Genomic DNA, 19250 nt, shown 5'->3' with positions numbered 1-19250 from the left:
TAATATTCTCCTGAATTAGTGGGCGCTGGCAGCCGATGCTGCGGCAGAGGCGGCAGCGGCAGGCGCGGCAGGCGCCTTGGCCGGCACGGCAACGGCTGGTGCGCCTGGCTTGACTTTTTGCAAGCCTTCCACGATCACGCGATCGCCTGCGGCCAGGCCGGACGTCACCAGCCAGTCGTTGCCGACCGTACCGCTGGTGGTCAGCACGCGTTGCTCGACCTTGTTTTCCTTGTTCAGGATCAGGGCCGTTGCCTGGCCCTTCTGGTTGCGCGTCACGCCCACTTGCGGCACGGTGATGGCTTTTTCATCGACGCCCGTTTCCAGCTGGGCACGTACGTACATACCTGGCAGCAATTCGCCTTTCGGGTTCGGGAACAGCGCGCGCAAGACCACGTTGCCGGTGGTCGGATCGACCGTCACGCCAGCGAACTGCAGCTTGCCCGGTTCGCTGTACTTGCTGCCATCCGGCAAGATCAGGTCGACCTTGGCCTGGCCTTCGCCCACTTTTTTCAGCGAACCGTCGGCCATCTGGCGCTTCAGGCGCAGCAAATCCGTGCTCGACTGTGTCACGTCGACATAGATCGGATCGAGTTGCTGCACGGTGGTCAGTGCTTCCGCCTGGCCCGCCGTGACCAGCGCGCCGGCCGTCACGGTCGAGCGGCTAGTGCGGCCGCTGATCGGCGCCGTCACGGTGCTGTATTTCAGGTTGATATTCGCCGATTCCAGCGCCGCTGTGGCGGACTCGACGTCTGCCTTCGCTTGCTCGAACGCCGCGACGGCGTCATCGTATTCCTGGCGGCTCACGCCTTCGATGGCGACCAGTTCCTTGTAGCGCGACGCTTTCGGACCAGCCGTCAGCAGGTTGGCCTTGGCTTTCGACAAGGCGGCCTTGGCCGAATTGTAGGCCGCCTGGTAGGTGGCCGAATCGATCTGGTACAGGGCCGTGCCTGCTTTCACATCGCTGCCTTCGACGAACAGGCGCTTCTGGATCAAACCACCGACTTGCGGGCGCACATCGGCGACCTGGTAGGCATTCGTGCGGCCGGGCAGTTCGGCGCTCATCGGCAACGCGGCCGGATTAACAGTAAACACGACCACCTGTGGCGCTTGCTGCGCGTGAGGTGCTTCCTGTTTTTTACTGCAGCCGGCCATGATTACAGTGGCGCACAGAACGGCAATAGCGCCGCTCGTACGCGGCGACGTCAGGGAAAAAGTTGGTTGCATCTTGGACTTTCTGAAAAAGAAGCTGGCTAGTGTCGTTAGAAATGACTAAATTTATTAACGCAGATCAAAGAATGAACGATCATTCTAAAATCGTCAAGCATCGTTACAATTGAAACATAGTAACTATCAAGCGAATTAAATTATCAATGAAGCAATAAAATGAGGACAGCGACAGCGTCTGCACGTCAGCCAATTGGAACAGGAAGCTGGCGGACGGCGGCAAAACGGCAATGCGGGAAAGTTGGATTGAATGAATACTGTAGCAGGGTAATGCGTTTTTTGCTGAAGCCTTGATCGCGCGCGCAACACTGCCCCACGCGCGGCCGCTGGCCGCCATGAATATTTACCAATGGTATCGAAAAGACATGCCGCGGCGAACGCGCTAGTATAGTCTCCACAGCGTGGCAAAGCGGGGGCGCAACGATGACAGCACAGGCGCGAAAAACACGGCGGCAGGATGGCGCCAGCGGCCCGGACACGCCGCCACTGCTGTCGACCGGCGTCGACGGCCTCGATGCCATCCTCTCGGGCGGCTTGCTGGCCGAGCGCCTGTACTTGGTCGAAGGCGTCCCCGGCACGGGCAAGACCACCCTGGCGCTGCAATTTCTGGCCGAAGGCGCGCGCAGCGGCGTGCCCGTGCTGTATATCGCCCTGGCGGAATCCGAGATCGAACTGCGCGGCGCGGCCCTGTCGCATGGCTGGGACCTGGCCGGCATCGCCATCGAAGAAGTGGCGCCCAACGACGACATCCTCGACCCCGAGCGCCAGTACACCATCTTCCACCCGTCGGAAATCGAACTGGCATCGACCAACCAGCGCATCCTCGCCGCCATCGAAAAGCACCGCCCTGCCCGCCTGGTGCTCGACTCGCTGTCCGAACTGCAACTACTGGCGGAAAACCCCCTGCGCTACCGGCGCCAGGTCGTGGCATTGAAACAATACCTGGCCAGCCGGCACTGCACCACCCTGCTGATCGATGACCGTTCCGCAGTGGACGACGGCTTGCAAGTGCGTAGCGTGGCCCACTGCGTCATTTCCCTGGAGCTGCAAAACCAGGATTATGGCAATGACCGGCGCCGCGTGCGGGTGGTGAAATACCGGGGCGTGCCGTTTCGCAGCGGCACCCACGACTACAAGATCGCCCATGACGGCCTGCTCGTCTTTCCGCGCCTGGTGGCGGCCGACACGCGCCGCGATGGCGACCATCGGCGCCTGTCGAGCGGCGTGCCCGAACTCGACACCATGATAGGGGGCGGCCTGGAAGAAGGCATGAGCACGCTCATTTCCGGCCCGGCCGGCAGCGGCAAGTCCACCCTGGCGGCGCAATTCGTGCACGCGGCCACGGCGCGCGGCGAATCGTGCGCCATGTTCCTGTTCGAGGAAGCGCGCAGCAAGCTGCTGAACCGGGCCGACAACGTGGGCATGCGCCTGCAGGCGGCGCTCGACTCCGGCCTGCTGAGCGCACAGCAGATCGATCCGGCCGAGCTGACCCCGGGAGAATTCGCCCAGGCCGTGGTCGACGCGGCAGAACGGGGCGCCCGGGTCATCGTCATCGATAGCCTGAACGGCTACATGCACGCGGTGCCAGACGAGCGCTTCCAGAGCACCTATCTGCATGAACTGCTCAATTACCTGGGCCAGCGCGGCGTGGCCACCCTGCTCGTCGGCGTGCAGCAAAACATGCTGGGCACCGCAATGACGACCTCGGCCGACGCCAGCTACCTGGCCGACGGCGTCATCATGCTGCGCTATTACGAAACGGAAGGCGAGGTGCGGCAAGCCATTTCCGTCTTCAAGAAGCGCGGCAGCGCGCACGAGCGCAGCATCCGCCGCTTCGAGATCAGTCCGCAGGGCATCCGCATCGGCCCGGCCCTGGCCGGCTTTCACGGCATCCTGTCCGGCTTGCCCACCGTCGGCGGCACGCCCTTCCCCTAGGAATGCCATGGAGCAGCGTATCCTGATCTACGCGCCTGGCGGCCAGGACGCCTCCCTGACCACCAGGGTACTCGCCAGCGTAGCCATCGCCAGCCACGCCTGCCGCTCCGCCGGCGAGCTGGCCGAGCAGCTGGCGCTGGGCGCCGGCGGCGTGCTGACGGTGGACGAGGCCTTGCATGCAGGCGTCTACGCCGTGCTCGACACCTACACCCGCCAGCAGCCGGACTGGTCCGATTTGCCCATCATCCTGCTGACGCATGCGGGACTCGACTCCTTGCCCTTGCGGCAAGCCGTCGCCACCCTGGGCAACCTGACCCTGCTGGAACGCCCCGTGCACATATTGACCCTGATCACCTCGGCCCACGCCATGCTGCGCGCGCGCCAGCGCCAGTACCAGGTGCGCGAGACGCAGCGGCGCAAGGACGAATTCCTTGCCAGCCTCGGACATGAACTGCGCAATCCGCTGGCGCCCATCAAGACTTCGGTGGCCCTGCTCAAGCACCTGTATCCGGCCTCGGAGCAGGTCAGCAAGGTCAGCGGCGTGATCGAGCGCCAGGTGACGCATCTGACGCGGCTGGTGGATGACTTGCTCAACGTGGCGCGCATCACCAACGGCAAGGTACTGCTGCAGCGCGAAAATATTGAATTACAGCAAGTACTCGACCATGTGATCGAACTGTGCCAGCCCGCTGCCGACAGCCGGCACATCAGCATCACGCAGACGTTGCCGACGCTTGCCATCACGCTGCACGCCGACTATGCCAGGGTGGTGCAGATCTTTGCCAATATCGTTTTGAATGCCGTGAAGTTCACGCCGGAGGGCGGCCGCATCCACATCACGGTGCGCCTGGCGCAGGGGCAGCTGCAGGTGACGATCGAAGACAATGGCATCGGCATCGAGCCGGACGCCATCCCGCGCATCTTTTCCATGTTCGAACAGGGACGCACGGTGGAAGGCCAGATGGCCAGCGGCCTGGGCATCGGCTTGAGCCTGGCGCGCCAATTTGCCGAGATGCATGGCGGCAGCATCGACGCGTACAGCGACGGCCCCGGCCGCGGCAGCCGCTTCATCGTCACCTTGCCGGCCAGCGCCGGCGACGCCCAGACAGCCACCCCGGCCACCCCGGCAGCAGCCGGCAGCGAGGCGCCCACCGGCGCGGACCCGCCCGTGCAAGTGCTGGTAGTGGATGACAACCTCGATGCGGCCGATTCATTGCAAAGCCTGTTCCAGCTCGAAGGTTATGCCGCCAAGGTCGCGTATGGCGGCGCGCAGGCGCTGGCGGCCGTCGATATGGCGTGGCCACAACTGATCGTGATGGACCTGGGCATGCCGGACATGGATGGCTATGAGGCGGCACGCCAGATACGCCAGCGTGCGCAGGGACGCGAGGTGCTGCTGGTCGCTCTGACGGGCTGGGGCCAGGGCGAGGCGCGCTCACGCACGGAACAAGCCGGCTTCGACCATCACCTGACGAAACCGGTGGATTTCGCCGCCATCGCCGCCCTGCTGGAACAGCACCTGGCGCGGCGGACGGGGACAGCTACGCGGACAAAATAGCGTTTATTTCCACTTGCCGCGCAATTCCTGCACCCTTTGCTGCAGCAATTCCGGCGTGGCGGCCTCGGGCGCCACGGGCATGCCCACGGCCAGCGACAAACGCGAGCGCAAGCCCGCCTTGAAAGCGCGCTCGAACAAATGGCCATTGCGATGGCTCAGCAGATGCCCCCACAAGCCGCGCAGCGCCAGCGGAATCACGGGTACCTTGCTGCGCTCGACGATCTTGGCGATGCCGCCCTTGAATTCGCTGATCTGGCCCGTGCGCGTCAGCTTGCCTTCCGGGAAGATGCACACCAGCTCGCCTTCGTGCAGCGCTTGCGCGATATCGATGAAAGCCTTTTCCATGAGAAACGGGTCTTCCTTGGCCGGCGCGATGGGGATGGCCTTGGCCGTGCGGAAGATCCAGCCCATCAGCGGCATCTTGAAGATGCGGTGGTCCATGACGAAACGGATGGGGCGCGGACTGGCCGCCATGATGACGATGGCGTCGACATAGCTGACGTGGTTGCATACCAGCACGGCCGCCCCTTCCGTAGGGATGCGTTCGCCATCGACCACTTTGACGCGGTGCACGGTCTGGATGAGTATCCACGCGAGGAAACGCATGAGGAATTCCGGCACCAGCGAAAAGATGTAGGCGGCCACCAGCGCGTTCAGGATGGCCGTGACGAGGAACAGCTGGGGAATCGTAAATCCTTGTCCCAGCAGCACGATGGCCACGCCGGCCGCCGCCACCATGAACAGCGCGTTGAGGATATTCATGCCGGCGATCGTGCGCGAAATGTGTTTCGGGTCGCAGCGCGTCTGGATCAGGGCGAACAGGGGCACGATGAAGAAGCCGCCGAAGACGCCGATCATGACGATGTCGATCAAAATGCGCGGCACGCCCGCCTGGCTGACGAACGCCAGCGCATCGACCACTTGCGTATTCGCATACGCATTGCTGGCGAAATACAGGTCGATGCCGAACAGCGACAGGCCGATGGAGCCGAACGGCACCAGGCCAATCTCGATCTTGTGGCCGGACAGGCGTTCGCACAGCAAGGAACCCGTGCCGATGCCGACGGAAAACACCGTCAGCAGCAGCACGAACACGCTGTGGTCGCCATGCAGGAAATCCTTCGAGTACACGGGGAACTGCGCCAGGATCAGGGCGCCATAGAACCAGAACCAGGAATTGCCCAGCATGGCCAGGAAGACGGGACGGTTCTTGCGCGAAAAATTCAGGTTGCGGAACGATTCGGCAACAAAATTCAGGCTCACCTTCAAGTCCGGCTCCGGCGCCGGCGTGCGCGGCACGCGGTAGCTGGCGACCAGGCCGAACACAGCCACGGCGATGGTCGCGCCAGCCACCAGTTCCACGCCCAGCGGCTTGTGCACGATCAGCACGGCGCCAAGGATTTCGCCCAATAAAATACCGACAAAGGTGCCCATCTCGATCAGGCCATTGCCGCCAACCAGTTCCTCGGGTTTGAGCTGCTGCGGCAGGTACGCATACTTGACGGGGCCGAACAGGGTCGAATGCACGCCCATGCCCACCACGGCCGCCACCAGCAGCCACAGCGTATGCGTCATCCAGCCGGCGGCGGCCACGGCCATGATGGCCAGTTCCATCCATTTCACAAAACGGGCCAGGCCCGCCTTTTCAAACTTGTCGGCCAGCTGGCCCGCCGTGGCTGAAAACACGACGTAGGGCAGGATGAACAGGCCGGGAATCAGGTTGGTGATGGTGGACGGATCGAGCGTGGTCCAGCTCAGCGCATCGTAGGCGAGGATCACCATCAAGGCCGTCTTGAACAGATTGTCGTTGAAGGCGCCAAAGAACTGGGTCCAGAAGAAGGGCCCGAAACGGCGCTGCGACAATAAGGAAAACTGGCTGCTTTGACTCATGGCATGGGGAACTGGCAATTAAGGAATTGCTAAAATACAGCACTATCTTGCGCACGACAATCTGAATGTCGACATCTTGCTTGGCGTCAATATGGAAAACGGCATGCCGCGTCATGCTCGCCTTGCCGCTCCATGCGCTGGCTGGCACTTACCCTGACACAACAGAAATCGCTTGTTTCTTGATAATAAGGTAATGTGCGCATACCGCTGGCGCCCTTGCCCGCCCCTCCCGGAAAGCTCCCCGACATGTCTGGATTCACATCATTGACCATCCTGGCCTTGCTGGTCACCGCCTTCGTGCTGGTGCTGCAGCACCGCAGGAAAGTAGCGGATCTGGAGTTGCTGACGGCGCGTTTGCGCAAGGAAGTCGACAGTATCCAGCAGCGCCTGCGGGCGCTGGAAGGCCAGGCCGAAGCGCCTGCGGCTACGTCCGTCGTTGCCGTAGCACCCGCCGAGCCCGCCAACGTGGCGTCGGTGGCCGTGCCGGCGCCCCTGCCGACGCCCAGCCCCGTGCCGCAGGCGGCAGCGCTCAAGGTGGCCGAAGTGGCGCAGGCCGCGCCGGCAGCAGCTCCCGCACCCGCCGCGCCCGTGCCGCCAAAACCAGCCCCGCCGATTCCAGCCCGGCCCGTTCCTGCCGTCCCCAACACCCCTTCCTGGATCGCGCACCCGGACGGCCTCGTTGCCAAGGCAAAGAACTGGCTATTCACCGGCAACCTGGTTGCCAAGCTGGGCTTGCTGATCCTCTTCCTCGGCGTCAGCTTCCTGCTCAAATATGTGTCGGCGCAGGTCACGCTGCCCATCGAACTGCGCCTGGCCGGCATCGCGCTGGCCGATATTGCCCTGCTGGCCTGGGCCTGGCGCATCCGCCTCAGCCGTCCCGGCATCAGCCTGCCGCTGCAGGGCACGACGCTGGCGATATTGATGCTGGTGACGTTTGGCGCCTTCCGCCTGTATGAACTGATCCCGGCCGGCCTGGCGTTTGCCGTGCTGTTCGTGCTGACGGCGTTCACGTGTCTGCTGGCCGTGCTGCAAAACGCCGTCTGGCTGGCCGTCTTCGGCATCGTCGGCGGCTTTGCCGTGCCCCTGCTCGTGTCGACGGGCAGCGGCAACCATATCGGCCTGTTCAGCTATTACGCGCTGCTCAATGCGGGCGTCTTCGCCATCGCCCTGAAACGCGCCTGGCGCGTCCTGAATGTGCTGAGCTTTGGCTTTACCTTCGTCGTCGCCACCACCTGGGGCCTGCTGCGCTACACGCCCGAGCACTACCTGTCGACGCAGCTGTTTTTGATCCTCTTCGTGCTGTTCTATATCGGCATCGCCATCGCCTACTGCGCGCGCCAGGCGCCGCGCCTCAAGCATTACGTGGATGGCACCCTCGTCTTTGGCACGCCGCTGGCGGCCATGGGCTTGCAATACGGCCTGGTCCAGCACTTTCACTTCGGCCTGGCCTTTTCCGCGCTGATTGCCGGCCTGGGCTACACGGGATTGGCCGTGGCACTGTGGCGCCGCGCAGGTTTCAAACTGCTGGCCGAAGCCTTCCTCGCGCTGGGCATCGTCTTCGGCACCCTGGCCATTCCGTTCGCCCTCGATGGCCGCTGGACCTCCGCCGCCTGGGCGCTGGAAGGCGCGGGCATCGTCTGGGTCGGCTTGCGCCAGCGCCAGACACTGGCCTGGGCCTTCGGCCTGCTGGTGCAGGGGGCCGCCTGGATTGCCTTCCTGATCGCCATGCAGGAACTCGATACGGCCGCGGCCCTGCACGCCAACATCTGGCTCGGCTGCGCGCTGCTGGCCGCCGCCGCGCTGGTGATGGCCTACAATTTCCGCCGCCACGCCAGCCATTTGCATCAGGAGTTCATGAGCAGCCTGTCCGTGCTGTTCCTGACGGCCGCCGCAGCCTGGCTGCTGGGCGGCATCTGGAGCGAAATCCTGCTGCGCACGGATGCCACTACGCAATTGAACCTGCTCACCGTCAGCGCGCTGGCTGTGGCCGCCTTGCTGGCGGTGCTGGCGCGGCGCGAACAATGGCATGCACCGCGCGCGCTGCTGCTGGCCGTGCAGGTGCTGGCCGGCATGGTCATGCTCAGCCGCGCCAGCTGGGCCTGGGACCAGCACCCGGCCAGCCTGTTCGACGGTTCCTTCCTCAGCGCGCTGCTGCTGGGCGCCGCCGCCTTTGCCAGCGCCCGCTTCCTTGCGCTGCGCGCGCGCGGCGGCGACGAACTGCTGGCCCTGGCAGCGCGCCCCCTGCTGGTCTGGAGCGGCTTGCTGTGGTTTGCCGCCATCCTCGTGCCGCTCGTCAGCTGGCTGCTGCGCCTGATCGACGGTAACCTGGAGCTGCAGCCGCACGCGGGCGAGCACTGGCTGGCGCTGTACCTGATCGCCGTGTCCGTCACGACGCCCGCGTTCGCCCTCCTGGCGCGGCGCCTCGATTGGCCGCAGCTGCGCTGGTTCACCGTCGCCACCTGGCTCGGTCTGGGCTTGTGGAGCGCCAACATGCTGCTGGCGCTGTACCTGCGCGATTACCTGCCGACCGGCTTGAGCTGGCTGGCGCTGGCCAGCGCCCTGGCGGCAGGCGAATACCTGCTGCTGGCCTGGCCGCAAGCGGGCTGGCAACTCGGCCTGCGGGCGCAGCGCCTGCTGCATACGCTGCGCACTGCCGCGCCATGGCTGATGCTGTGGCCGGTCGGCGCCATGCATGTCAACGCCTGGCTGGCACAGCATGAAGACCGCGTCAGCCCGGCCTGGGCCCGCTACTTGCCAGCCTGGGCCATGATGCTGGTGCTGGCCTTGCTGATCCGCCGCTGCCGCGCGGGCGCCTGGCCGGTGGCGCCGATTGCAGAGTGGTACCAGCGCACCTTGATACCGCTGGGCGCACTCTGGTCGCTGCTGCTGATTGCCGCCTGGAATATCTTCGACGATGGCGCCATGGCCCCGCTGCCCTACTTGCCGCTGCTCAATCCGCTGGACTTGAGCACGGGCTTTGCCATCCTGCTGGCCATTGCCAGCTACCGCCTGCTGCCGGCGAAGCAGTTGCCCCTGCCTGCCCTGTGGCAAGCACGTCTGCCTGCCGTGGCCGCCTGCTGCGTGTATCTGTGGTTCAACCTGATGCTGCTGCGCACGGTATCGCACTATGTCGGCGTGCCGTATACCTTTGACGCCATGCTGGCCTCGCAATTCGTCCAAGCGATGCTGTCGCTGGTATGGAGCATCACGGCCCTGCTGCTGATGCGCCACGCGGCGCGCCATCAACGGCGCCAGCAATGGAGCATGGGCGCTGTGCTGTTGGGACTGGTTGTCTTGAAACTGTTCCTGATCGACCTGTCGAACGTGGGCGGCATCGAACGCATCATCTCCTTTGTCGGTGTCGGCTTGCTGATGGTCTTGATCGGCTACCTGGCGCCTTTCCCCAAGGCTGCCGCGCCAGCGCCAGCCGAACCGCAACAAGGAGCAGCATGAAACACTCATTGATCTGCTGCAGCCTGCTGCTGGCAGGCGCCGCGCTGGCCGCACCTGGCCAGGACAGGCCACAGGACTACGGCTGGAGCATGCCGGTGACCGTGCCGGCCGGCGCGGGCATCGTCAAGCTGGCATTGCCCAAGGAAGTCTACCTGCACGCCAGCTCGGCCAGCCTGGCCGACGTGCGGCTGTTCGATGCCGACGGCAAGCGCCTGGCCTATGCCATCGGCGCGCCGCCCGCCCCATCGGCGACGCAGCGGACAGCCATTCCAGTGCGCATTTTCCCCGTGACGGGCGCGCCGGCAACTGGCGACGGCTTGCAAGGCATCGACATCCGCACGGCGGACGATGGCCGCTTGCTGTCGGTCAGCACCCGCGCCGGCACGGCAGCGGCCACGGCGGCGCTGCAAGCGCTGATCCTCGACCTGGGCAAGCAGACGCAAGACAGGCGCATCGCCGCCTTGCGCTTCACGCCACCGGAGCGCACGCAAAATTACAGTGCGCAAGTGCTGCTGGAAGTGAGCGACGACCTGAAGCAATGGGACGCCATCGGCACCACCACCTTGAATTGGCTCAGCAACAGTGACACGCAAACGCTGGCCAACGACAGCATCGCTTTTGCGCCACGCGCTTTCCGCTACGCGCGCCTGAGCTGGCAGGAAGGCCAGCCGCTGGTGTTTGCATCGATTGCGGCGCAAGCCGTCAGCGAAACCGAGGCGGCGCCGCCACGCGCGAGCATCGTGCTGCGCGGTGCGCCAGGCAAACTTGCTGGCGATTGGGCGTATGCCACGCCGATCGCCATTCCCGCCGACAGCATTGCGCTGCAATTCAAGGAGCGCAACGTGGTGCTGCCCGTCACCCTGGGCGTGTATCGCCAAAATAACTATGTGCCGCAGCGCCGGCTGTCCCTGCACCGACAAACGCGACCGGCAAATGGCGAATATTTTGAGCCGCTGCTGACCACCAGCTTTTACCGCATCAGCGAGGCTGGCAAGGAACGCGTCTCCGGCGACCTGGCCATGCCCGTGGTGCAGACCACGCAATGGGTGCTGCGGCCCGAGTCGCAAAGTACGGCGATGCCGACCAGCGCGCCGCTGTTGCGCCTTGGCTGGACGCCGGAAACGCTGGTGTTCCTGGCCGGCGGCAAGGGACCATATCATCTGGTGTTCGGCAAAGCCGACGCGCAACCGGTGGCGCAGCCGCTGTCGCAGGTGGCACCAGGCTATCGCGACGGCGAATTGCAGGCGCTGCCGATTGCCACATTGGGTGCGTTGACGGCGCGCGCTGGCGCAAGCGACGCCGCGCCGGCACCGGCTGGCACCAGTGCGCCATGGCGCCTGGCCGCGCTATGGGCGGCCCTGCTGCTGGGCGTAGGCGTGCTGGGCTTTTTTGCCTGGCGTTTGCTGACGCAGATGAAAGAGGAACAAGGCAGTACCGACAAGCAGCAACATTAGCCGGTTGGCCGCGATATCGCTGCCTTATTGCCGCAGCAGCGCCTTGAACGTCTGCGGCATCCACGGCCGCGCCGCCAGCATGAAGCTGATGGCCAGGCGCTCCTCACCAGGCAGGCGCGCGTCTTCCTGGTGTTGCTGCGAGAATTCCACCGCGACTTGCTTCAGGCGCTCCAGCAAGGCCGCCGTGGACTTTTTCGACAGCATCACGTTCACCAGGCGCAGCAATTCCGTTTCGCCATCGAATTGCGAATTCAAATAGTCGCCATAGGCTTCCTTTTTGAAATACGTATGGATGGGACCGTTCGGTATCCACGCAAACGTGCGCGCCACCAGCAGTTTGACCCGGTTATTCGGCAGCAGTTCCAGAAAACCGATCTTGTCGAGACGCAGCAGGTATTTCACGGCTTGCGCTTCGCTGATGTCGTAGATGGCGACGATCTGTTCCAGCGGCAACAGATTCAGGGCGGACACGGCCACCACGAACAGCCGGGTGTCCTCGATGATTTCCTTTTCCTGCGCATACGTCAGCCCCGTAATCAGGGTGGGCGCGGCCTGGGCTGACTGCACGGCCAGCGCCAGCTGCTGGAAATCGCTGCCGATGGCCACCAGGATCTGATCCAGCCGCTGCAGGGTAAATTGCTTCTGCGAAAACATCCGTTTGACGCTGGCTTCGGATACGCCGATGCGCTGGGCCAGCTCGGCATACGTGACGGAACGCGCTTTCAACAGGCGTTTCAAGGCTTCGATCAAGGCGTGGGTTTGCGGCATGCACTTCCTTTATATAAATAGCATCGGTTCCAGCGGCAAAAAAGTAGCGCAATACGCTACCTGCGGTATGCCTGCCCGCTACGAGTAGCGTTTTCATTGACCAATTGCCCACAGTCTACAATGATGGCGTTGCCACTTGGCACACTTGAAGGAGAAACACATGAAACGCCTGCTGCCCCTCTGCCTGTCCCTGTCGCTGTTGACGCTCTCCGTGGCCGCTCCCGGCCTGGTCCACGCCGCCGCCTCCGAGAACCTGTCGAAAGGCTCGCAAAACCTCAGCCAGGGTTCCGCCGTGGTCGTCGCGGGTTCCATGTCGATGCTGGTCGCCTCCGGCCAGGTGGTCGTCGCCAGCGTGGAAACGGTGGGCGAAGGCATCGTCATCGTGCTGAAAGGCGCGTCCGAAGCGGGCGGCGCTTCCATCCAGATGAGCGCGCAAGCGGCCAAGGGCCTGTCGCTGGCAGCCGGCACCGTGGTCAACGTGGTGGCGCTGTCCACCGGCCACATGCTGGTCATGTCCGGCAAGGCCATCGCCTTCATCCCGAACGAACTGGGCAAGGCGCTGCTGCACCACTCCAAAGCGTAAGCACCAATGAAGAAAGGACATCCCATGAAACACTTGCTCGCCACCGCCCTGCTGTGCGCCGCCATGGCGCCGCTGGCCCAGGCCGCCAATTCCGACACCACCAACGCGTCCGACAACGCCAGTATGGCCTCGGCCATCGTCCTGGTCGGCTCCATGTCGGTGCTGGCCGCCGCCGGTGAAATTGTCATCGACAAGGTGGAAGACGTGGCCGACGGCAGCGTCCTCGTGCTCAAAAGCACGGCCAAGGGTGCCTCGCAGGCTGCCACGGCCTCCGTCAAGCTGAGCCAGAAGGCCACGCAAGGCCTGTCGCTGGCGGCCGGCACGGTCGTCAACGTGGTGGCCGTCTCGACGGGCCACATGCTGGTGCTGTCGGGCAAGGCCATCGCCTATTTGCCGAACGCCGCCGGCCACGCCATCCTCTACCATTCGAAAGCGTGAATCCCATGAAACGCCTGACCGTGATTGTCATCAGCCTGGCCCTGGCCGGCGCCGCCCATGCGGGACGCTCGTGCGAGGAAAAGCAAACAGATGCGAGCACCCTCGTCAAATCGATGGACCTGGCGCAAAAGACCCTGCAGGCGCTCGATGGCTCGGGCGCGCAGGTGGCGCTGGTGGCGCGCGCCGGGCAAGACCTGTCGAAGTACAATTTGCGCTATTCGCACATGGCGCTGGCCTGGCGCGACCACCCGAAGGGCCGCTGGCTGGTGGTGCATGAACTCAATGAATGCGGCACCGCGCAATCGTCGCTGTACAACGAAGGCTTGGGCAATTTCTTCATGGATGATGTGTTCATGTATGAAACCCTGATCCTGATTCCCGGCCAGGATACGCAGCAGCAACTGGTGCGCCTGCTGACGTCGAACACGCCCAAGCGTCTGCATGAGCCGCACTACAATATGCTGGCCTACCCGTTTTCCACCAAGTACCAGAATTCGAATCAGTGGGTGCTGGAAACCCTGGCCGCCGCCAGCAACGAGCCGGGCAAGATCGAAACGCGCGCCGAAGCGCAAGGCTGGCTGCGCAGCGCCAGCTACGCGCCGCAAACGCTCAGCATACCCGCCGCCACGCGCCTGGGCGCGCGCATGTTCCGCGCCAATATCGCTTTTGACGATCACCCGTTCGAACGCCGCATGACGCGCCAGATCGATGTCGTCACCGTCGACTCCATCGTGCGCTTCATGCGCCAGCGCGAACCGAAGGTGCAGGAAATCGTCGTGCGGGGGAATTAAGGACGCGGCAGCACGGACGAGGTGGCCAGCATGGCCACCTCGTCATCGTTAAAACACCCAGAGCTTATCGGCCGGCATGTGCAGCCAGTACTTGCCCGCCTCGAGCTTGTGGCGCGAGTACGCGCGCAGGCTGATGTTCTCGGCGCCACCGCGCTCGAACAGGCATTCCCAGCGGTCGCCCAGGTACATGCACGTCAGCAGCGGCAGCTCGATGGCGTTGTCGACCTGCGTGGCGCTGATCTTCACTTCCTCGACGCGGATCATGGTGGTCACTTCCGTGCCCACGTTGGCGCCGCGCGCCACGCCCTGCATGGACGCGCCATCGACCAGCAGGCGCACCTGATTGCCTTCGCGCTGCACCACCTTGCCGGGCAGGCGGTTGTTACTGCCCATGAATTCAGCCGTGAACAGGGTGTCCGGCGTTTCATACATGCTTTGCGGCGTGCCCTGCTGCTCGATCTTGCCGTTATTGAGCAGCAGGATGCGGTCGGAAATGGCCATCGCCTCGCCCTGGTCATGCGTCACCATCAGGGCCGACAGGCCCAGGCGCACGATCAGTTCGCGCAGGAAGGCGCGCGCTTCCTCGCGCAGTTTGGCGTCCAGGTTCGACAGCGGTTCATCGAGCAGGATCACGGGCGGGTTGTACACCAGCGCCCTGGCGATCGCCACGCGCTGCTGCTGGCCGCCGGACAGCTGATGCGGATAGCGCTCGCCCAGGTGGCCCAGGCCCAGCTGCGTCAGCACTTCCTTGATGCGCGCGGCGATCTCCGTGCTGCCCATCTTGCGCAATTTGAGGCCGTAGGCGACGTTGTCGAATACGGTCTTGTGCGGCCACAGCGCATACGACTGGAACACAAGTCCCAGATTGCGATGCTCGGCCGGCATCTCGAAATGCTGCGCGCCGTCGAAGACATTGCGCTCGCCGATCTGGATGGTGCCCGCCTTCGGGCTTTCCAGGCCGGCGACGGCGCGCAGCAAGGTGGTCTTGCCGCTGCCCGAAGGCCCCAGCAAGGCGACCACTTCGCCTTTTTTCAGGTGCATCGAGACACCCTTCAGGATCTGGTTGGCGGCGGCGCCGGTGCCGTAGTCCAGGTACAGCTCATTGACGGTCAATTCATTCATGATGTGGTCTCAGTTCTTGTATTTAGTTATGCAACTCAGTTGTGTAACTTGACGCCGAAGCGCAGCGCGATGCCCAGGCCGATGGCCACCAGGGTGATATTGATGAAGGACAGCGCCGCCACCAGGTCGGTCGAGCCGCCTGCCCACAGCGATACCAGCATGGCGCCGATCACTTCCGTTCCCGGCGAGAGCAGGTACACGCCCGTCGAATATTCGCGCTCGAAGATCAGGAACACCATCAGCCAGGCGCCCAGCAAGCCGTACTTGATCAGCGGCAGGGTCACATCGCGCGTCACCTGGCCGCGGTTGGCGCCGACGGCGCGCGCCGCCTCTTCCAGCTCCGGCCCCACCTGCAGCAGCGCCGTGGAAATGAGGCGCATGCCGTAGGCCATCCACACCACCGAATACGCGAGCCACAGGGCGAAGATCGTCGAGCGCACTTCACGCAGCACGGGAATCACATGGCCGCTCAGCCACAAGGCCACGCCGTTGTCCATGCCTTTCAATATGCCGTCGAGCCAGGCCGGCACGAACAGGAACACCCACAGGAACGACAGGCCGGCCAGCAGACCCGGCACGGCGCGCGGCACCAGCACGCTGTAATCGAGCAGGCGCGTGATGCCGTCCTGCTTGCGGTGCATGGCCAGCGCGATGAAGCTGTAGCAGCCCACGGCCAGCGCGCCGCCGACGACGCCGATCAGGATGGTGTTGACGATGCCGCGCACCAGCGATGGCTGGTCAAAAATGTCGCGGAAATGCTGCAGGGTCAGCACGTCGGCCAGGTGCACGCCTTCGCCCCAGTACTGCACGAAGGAGCGCAGCACGATGCCTGTCAACGGCAGGATGATGGTGAAGATCAGCCAGCCGGCCAGCAAGGCAAACGCCAGCCACTTCCAGCGGCCCAGCGGCATGGCCTTGCTGCGCGCGCCCTTGCCCTTGATCGACACATACTTGTTCGCCGACTTCAGCAGCCAGCGCTGTATCATCACCAGCGGCATGGTCACCATCACCAGGCAGACGGCGACGGCGGCCATCAGGTGGTACGACGGCGTGCCCAGCTTGTTCGTCAGCTTGTACAGATAGGTCGGCAGCACCAGGTGGCCTTCCGGATCACCGAGCACCAGCACCAGGCCGAACACTTCGAAGCCGAGGAAGAACACCAGCACGCCCGCATACGCGAGCGCCGGCATGATCATCGGCAGCGACACGTTCAGCATCACCTGGATCGGGGAAGCGCCGGCTACGCGGGCCGCTTCTTCCACGTCCGAGCCCAGGCTTTTCAGGGCCGACGAGGCATACAGGTAGACGTGCGGCACGTGCGTCAGGCCGGCGATAATGACGATACTGGTGAATGAATAGATATTCCAGGGCACGAAGCCGAACAGCTCCTTGGCCCAGATCGAATAGAAGCCCACGGGCCCCATCGACACAACGTAGCCAAAGCCCATCACCATCGGCGACACAAAGATCGGCACCAGCAGCATGGGCGCCACCCAGCTGCGGCCCGGCAAATCCGTGCGCACCATCAGGAAGGCCAGCATGCCGCCCAGCGGCACGGCGATCACGGTCAGGCCGCAGGCCAGCATCAGGCCATTCTTGAAGGCCATCGAGAAATCGGGATCATCGAAGATGAAACGGTAGGAGTCAAAGCCGAATTCGCGCACGGGCATGAAAAACGGCGCGTTCAAAAAGCTCTGGTAAAAAATCAGGAACAGCGGCAGGAAGATGGCGATCAGGGTAATCGTCACGACCACGCCGCGCGACCAGTTCAGGCGCGACAAGGGAGAGCGCGACCGTGCAGGCAGCGGCAAGATAGCAGTTTGCATGATGAATCCAATGAATGAAGGGTGCGGCGTGCGCCCGCGAGCCAGGCTCGCGGGCGGCTAAGTCGGCGTTATTTCTTGCCGGCTGTTTCTTTCCATTGTTTTAAGAAGGCCATGCGCTTGGCAGGTCCCAAAAATTGCAGGATGATCGGATGCACGGGAATCGGCTTGACGTTGGCCGCGCCGATTTCCTTGATCAGGTCCGCCGAGGTGGTCTCGCCCGTGACGTCGGCGCGAATCGCGTACAGCTTGGCGCCGTTGGCGATGATGGTCTGGCCGCGGTGCGACAGGATGTAGTCGAGCCACAGCTTGCTGGCGTTGACGTTCTTCGCGTTCTTGTTGATGAACTGCACGCGCGACAGGATCAGGGTGTAGTCCTTGGGCAGCACCACGCCGATCGACGGGTCGGTCTTGGCGCGCACCAGGGCGTAGGAACCCAGCACGTTATAGCCGATCAGGTTTTCACCCGACGAAATGCGCTCCATCATGGTGCCCGTCGACGACTGCACGCGCACCTTGGCCACGCCAAACGCGTTTTGCAGCGCCAGGAATTTCGGATACTCCTTGGCGTCCTGCGACATGAACATGAAACCCACGCCCGACTTTTCAATGTCGTAGGTGGTGACCTTGTCCTTGAATTTCGGCGTGGCGATCAGCTTGGCGAAGTCGTCGTGGTTCTTCGGCACTTCCTTCGGATCGAGCAAACGCTTGTTATAGACGATGGCGGCCGGCTCGAACGTGGTGCCGTAAGCCTGGTCGTCCCACATGGCCCAGCCGGGGATCTTGGACGCTTCCACGGATTTGTACTTGAGCGCATAGCCGTCCGAGGCCAGGCGCATCTGCAAGTCCATCGCCGACGACCACATCACGTCGGCCGTGTTGCCGCCGGCGGCCACTTCGGAAATGAAGCGGTTGTACACTTCGGTGGAATTCATGTCGTTGTATTCGACCGAGATGCCGGGATACAGGGCGCTGAAATCCTTGATCAGCGGCGCGGCGGCCTTGCTGTCGGTGGCGCTGTAGATCACCACCTTGCCTTCCTTCTTGGCCGCGTCGATGATCTTCTGGTAGTCGGCCGGATAACCTGCCGGTACCTGGGCGAAAGCGGCGCCGCTGGTACCGGCGAAAGCGGCGGCCAGGGCGATGGCGAGAATGGTCTTGGTTTGCATGGTTTGTCTCCGTCTGTGATTGTTGTATGGTTGGCTAATGGATTCAGCGCATCAGGCCCAATTCGGCCGCCTGCCTGGAGTAGCGTTCGACCGCCTGGTTCACGTACTGCGTCAATTTGTCGCCCGTCAGCGCGAACGGATACATGCCCGCCTGCGTGCGCCACTGGGCAAACTGCGGCGTGGCCATGGCACGGTCGAACGTGGCCACCCAGCGCTGGTAATCCTGTTCCGGCACCTGCGGCCCCATCCACAAGCCGCGGATGATGGGCCACACCACATCGATGCCCTGCTCGCGCGCCGTCGGCACGCTGGCCAGCACGCCGGGCAGGCGCTTTTCCGACAGCACCGCCAGCACGCGCGCATGGCTGTCGCCCGCGTTCAGGGTCGCTTCCGACGTGTCGCCCGACATCACCTGCACATAATTGGCCTGCATCGCCGTGAAGATCTCGCCGCCGCCTTCCAGCGCGACGAAGCGCAGCACTTTCGGGTCGATGCCGGCCCGGCGCGCCACCAGCGCCATCTTCACCCAGTCCTGGCTGCCGATGGTGCCGGACACGCCGATCAGCACCTTGTCGGGGTGGCGCTTGAGCGCGGCGATCAGGTCGGCCAGGGTCTTGTAGGGCGAGTCGCTGCGCACGGCGATCATGCCGTAGTCGGCGCCCAGCGCCGCCACCCAGCGCACGTCGCCCGTCTTGGCGTTGCCGAACTTGCCTTGCGCCAGGTTCAACAGCGAGCCGCCCGAAAACACCACCAGGGTGTTTGCTTCGGCACGCCGGCGCTGCGAGCCCATCGAGCGCCACGCCACCGCGCCGATGCCGCCTGGCAGATAGCTGATGCGCACCGAGGACGCGAACGGTGCCGCCGCTGTGGGATCGGGCTGCAGCAAGCCTTTCTGCGCCAGCTTGCAGGTCAGGTCCATGGCGCCGCCCGGTTTGGACGGCACCACGCAGTCAACTTCAGGCGCGGCAGCATTTGCCAGCGCGGGCAGCAGCGCGGACAACAGCAGCAGCGACAGGAACACGGTGCGCAGCATGGTCATGCC

15 protein-coding genes are annotated in these 19250 nt (G+C 63.9%); 7 read left to right on the top strand and 8 right to left on the bottom strand.

Annotation, left to right across the window (positions count from 1 at the left end):
• Window positions 1–15: 15 nt before the first annotated feature.
• Both IGS58_RS06080 and IGS58_RS06075 read right to left on the bottom strand, forming a co-directional pair.
• Window positions 16–1224, bottom strand: coding sequence for an efflux RND transporter periplasmic adaptor subunit (locus tag IGS58_RS06080; RefSeq protein ID WP_052140403.1), 1209 nt, complete (start codon window positions 1222–1224; stop codon window positions 16–18).
• Window positions 1225–1327: 103 nt separating this feature from the next.
• Window positions 1328–1561, bottom strand: a complete 234-nt coding sequence (locus IGS58_RS06075; RefSeq protein WP_139144300.1) for a hypothetical protein — start codon at window positions 1559–1561, stop codon at window positions 1328–1330.
• A gap of 86 nt (window positions 1562–1647) precedes the next feature.
• On the opposite strand from IGS58_RS06075, the gene IGS58_RS06070 reads away from it, so the two are divergent.
• Window positions 1648–3159, top strand: coding sequence for an ATPase domain-containing protein (locus tag IGS58_RS06070; protein WP_230520878.1), 1512 nt, complete (start codon window positions 1648–1650; stop codon window positions 3157–3159).
• 7 nt (window positions 3160–3166) lie between these two features.
• Window positions 3167–4717: a hybrid sensor histidine kinase/response regulator gene (locus IGS58_RS06065; RefSeq protein ID WP_230520877.1), complete on the top strand. Its 1551-nt coding sequence runs from the start codon at window positions 3167–3169 to the stop codon at window positions 4715–4717.
• 3 nt (window positions 4718–4720) lie between these two features.
• Here IGS58_RS06065 and IGS58_RS06060 read toward each other — a convergent pair whose 3' ends face one another.
• Entirely contained in the window at window positions 4721–6607 is a 1887-nt protein-coding gene (locus IGS58_RS06060) for an MFS transporter (protein WP_092606387.1), read from the bottom strand.
• 246 nt (window positions 6608–6853) lie between these two features.
• Between IGS58_RS06060 and IGS58_RS06055 the strand changes: the two genes are divergently transcribed.
• Both IGS58_RS06055 and IGS58_RS06050 read left to right on the top strand, forming a co-directional pair.
• Entirely contained in the window at window positions 6854–10060 is a 3207-nt protein-coding gene (locus IGS58_RS06055) for a DUF2339 domain-containing protein (RefSeq protein WP_230520876.1), read from the top strand.
• On the top strand, window positions 10057–11514 hold the full coding sequence (locus IGS58_RS06050; protein ID WP_230520875.1) for a DUF3999 family protein: 1458 nt from the start codon (window positions 10057–10059) through the stop codon (window positions 11512–11514). The genes IGS58_RS06055 and IGS58_RS06050 overlap by 4 nt, the downstream gene beginning before the upstream one ends.
• Window positions 11515–11538: 24 nt before the next feature.
• On the opposite strand, the gene IGS58_RS06045 is transcribed toward IGS58_RS06050, so the two are convergent.
• A complete protein-coding gene (locus IGS58_RS06045; RefSeq protein ID WP_034785491.1) occupies window positions 11539–12282 on the bottom strand; it encodes a helix-turn-helix domain-containing protein in 744 nt (247 codons plus the stop codon).
• Window positions 12283–12442: 160 nt separating this feature from the next.
• Here IGS58_RS06045 and IGS58_RS06040 point away from each other — a divergent pair, with 160 nt between their 5' ends.
• Genes IGS58_RS06040 through IGS58_RS06030 form a run of 3 tightly spaced genes read left to right on the top strand, consistent with a single transcriptional unit; the run spans window position 12443 to window position 14094 of the window.
• On the top strand, window positions 12443–12865 hold the full coding sequence (locus IGS58_RS06040; RefSeq protein WP_052140399.1) for a hypothetical protein: 423 nt from the start codon (window positions 12443–12445) through the stop codon (window positions 12863–12865).
• Between the two features lie 24 nt (window positions 12866–12889).
• Entirely contained in the window at window positions 12890–13303 is a 414-nt protein-coding gene (locus IGS58_RS06035; protein WP_230520874.1) for a hypothetical protein, read from the top strand.
• Between the two features lie 5 nt (window positions 13304–13308).
• The gene (locus IGS58_RS06030) at window positions 13309–14094 is read left to right on the top strand and encodes a DUF2145 domain-containing protein (RefSeq protein WP_034785488.1); all 786 of its coding nucleotides are present in this window, start codon (window positions 13309–13311) and stop codon (window positions 14092–14094) included.
• 48 nt (window positions 14095–14142) lie between these two features.
• Here the strand turns inward: IGS58_RS06030 and IGS58_RS06025 are convergent, their stop codons facing one another.
• The 4 genes from IGS58_RS06025 to IGS58_RS06010 form a co-directional block, all read right to left on the bottom strand.
• Window positions 14143–15216, bottom strand: a complete 1074-nt coding sequence (locus IGS58_RS06025) for an ABC transporter ATP-binding protein (protein WP_034785487.1) — start codon at window positions 15214–15216, stop codon at window positions 14143–14145.
• Between the two features lie 35 nt (window positions 15217–15251).
• Window positions 15252–17042 (bottom strand): ABC transporter permease, encoded by a 1791-nt coding sequence (locus IGS58_RS06020; protein ID WP_230520873.1) that lies wholly within the window; start codon window positions 17040–17042, stop codon window positions 15252–15254.
• 68 nt (window positions 17043–17110) lie between these two features.
• Window positions 17111–18208, bottom strand: coding sequence for an ABC transporter substrate-binding protein (locus tag IGS58_RS06015; RefSeq protein WP_070260560.1), 1098 nt, complete (start codon window positions 18206–18208; stop codon window positions 17111–17113).
• A gap of 43 nt (window positions 18209–18251) precedes the next feature.
• Window positions 18252–19247: a Bug family tripartite tricarboxylate transporter substrate binding protein gene (locus IGS58_RS06010; protein WP_070260558.1), complete on the bottom strand. Its 996-nt coding sequence runs from the start codon at window positions 19245–19247 to the stop codon at window positions 18252–18254.
• Between the last annotated feature and the right edge of the window lie 3 nt (window positions 19248–19250).

Source organism: Janthinobacterium sp. EB271-G4-7A, from assembly GCF_020858075.1.
Classification (GTDB): Bacteria; Pseudomonadota; Gammaproteobacteria; order Burkholderiales; family Burkholderiaceae_D; genus Janthinobacterium; species Janthinobacterium lividum.
This window is presented reverse-complemented; position numbering and strand designations above follow the sequence as displayed.

Coding starts and splice junctions, on each gene's coding strand:
- IGS58_RS06065 (WP_230520877.1), top strand. CDS start 3,167: ATGGAGCAGCGTATCCTGATCTACGCGCCTGGCGGCCAGGACGCCTCC.
- IGS58_RS06040 (WP_052140399.1), top strand. CDS start 12,443: ATGAAACGCCTGCTGCCCCTCTGCCTGTCCCTGTCGCTGTTGACGCTC.
- IGS58_RS06070 (WP_230520878.1), top strand. CDS start 1,648: ATGACAGCACAGGCGCGAAAAACACGGCGGCAGGATGGCGCCAGCGGC.
- IGS58_RS06075 (WP_139144300.1), bottom strand. CDS start 1,561: ATGGCGGCCAGCGGCCGCGCGTGGGGCAGTGTTGCGCGCGCGATCAAG.
- IGS58_RS06050 (WP_230520875.1), top strand. CDS start 10,057: ATGAAACACTCATTGATCTGCTGCAGCCTGCTGCTGGCAGGCGCCGCG.
- IGS58_RS06045 (WP_034785491.1), bottom strand. CDS start 12,282: ATGCCGCAAACCCACGCCTTGATCGAAGCCTTGAAACGCCTGTTGAAA.
- IGS58_RS06060 (WP_092606387.1), bottom strand. CDS start 6,607: ATGAGTCAAAGCAGCCAGTTTTCCTTATTGTCGCAGCGCCGTTTCGGG.
- IGS58_RS06025 (WP_034785487.1), bottom strand. CDS start 15,216: ATGAATGAATTGACCGTCAATGAGCTGTACCTGGACTACGGCACCGGC.
- IGS58_RS06055 (WP_230520876.1), top strand. CDS start 6,854: ATGTCTGGATTCACATCATTGACCATCCTGGCCTTGCTGGTCACCGCC.
- IGS58_RS06010 (WP_070260558.1), bottom strand. CDS start 19,247: ATGACCATGCTGCGCACCGTGTTCCTGTCGCTGCTGCTGTTGTCCGCG.
- IGS58_RS06030 (WP_034785488.1), top strand. CDS start 13,309: ATGAAACGCCTGACCGTGATTGTCATCAGCCTGGCCCTGGCCGGCGCC.
- IGS58_RS06080 (WP_052140403.1), bottom strand. CDS start 1,224: ATGCAACCAACTTTTTCCCTGACGTCGCCGCGTACGAGCGGCGCTATT.
- IGS58_RS06035 (WP_230520874.1), top strand. CDS start 12,890: ATGAAACACTTGCTCGCCACCGCCCTGCTGTGCGCCGCCATGGCGCCG.
- IGS58_RS06020 (WP_230520873.1), bottom strand. CDS start 17,042: ATGCAAACTGCTATCTTGCCGCTGCCTGCACGGTCGCGCTCTCCCTTG.
- IGS58_RS06015 (WP_070260560.1), bottom strand. CDS start 18,208: ATGCAAACCAAGACCATTCTCGCCATCGCCCTGGCCGCCGCTTTCGCC.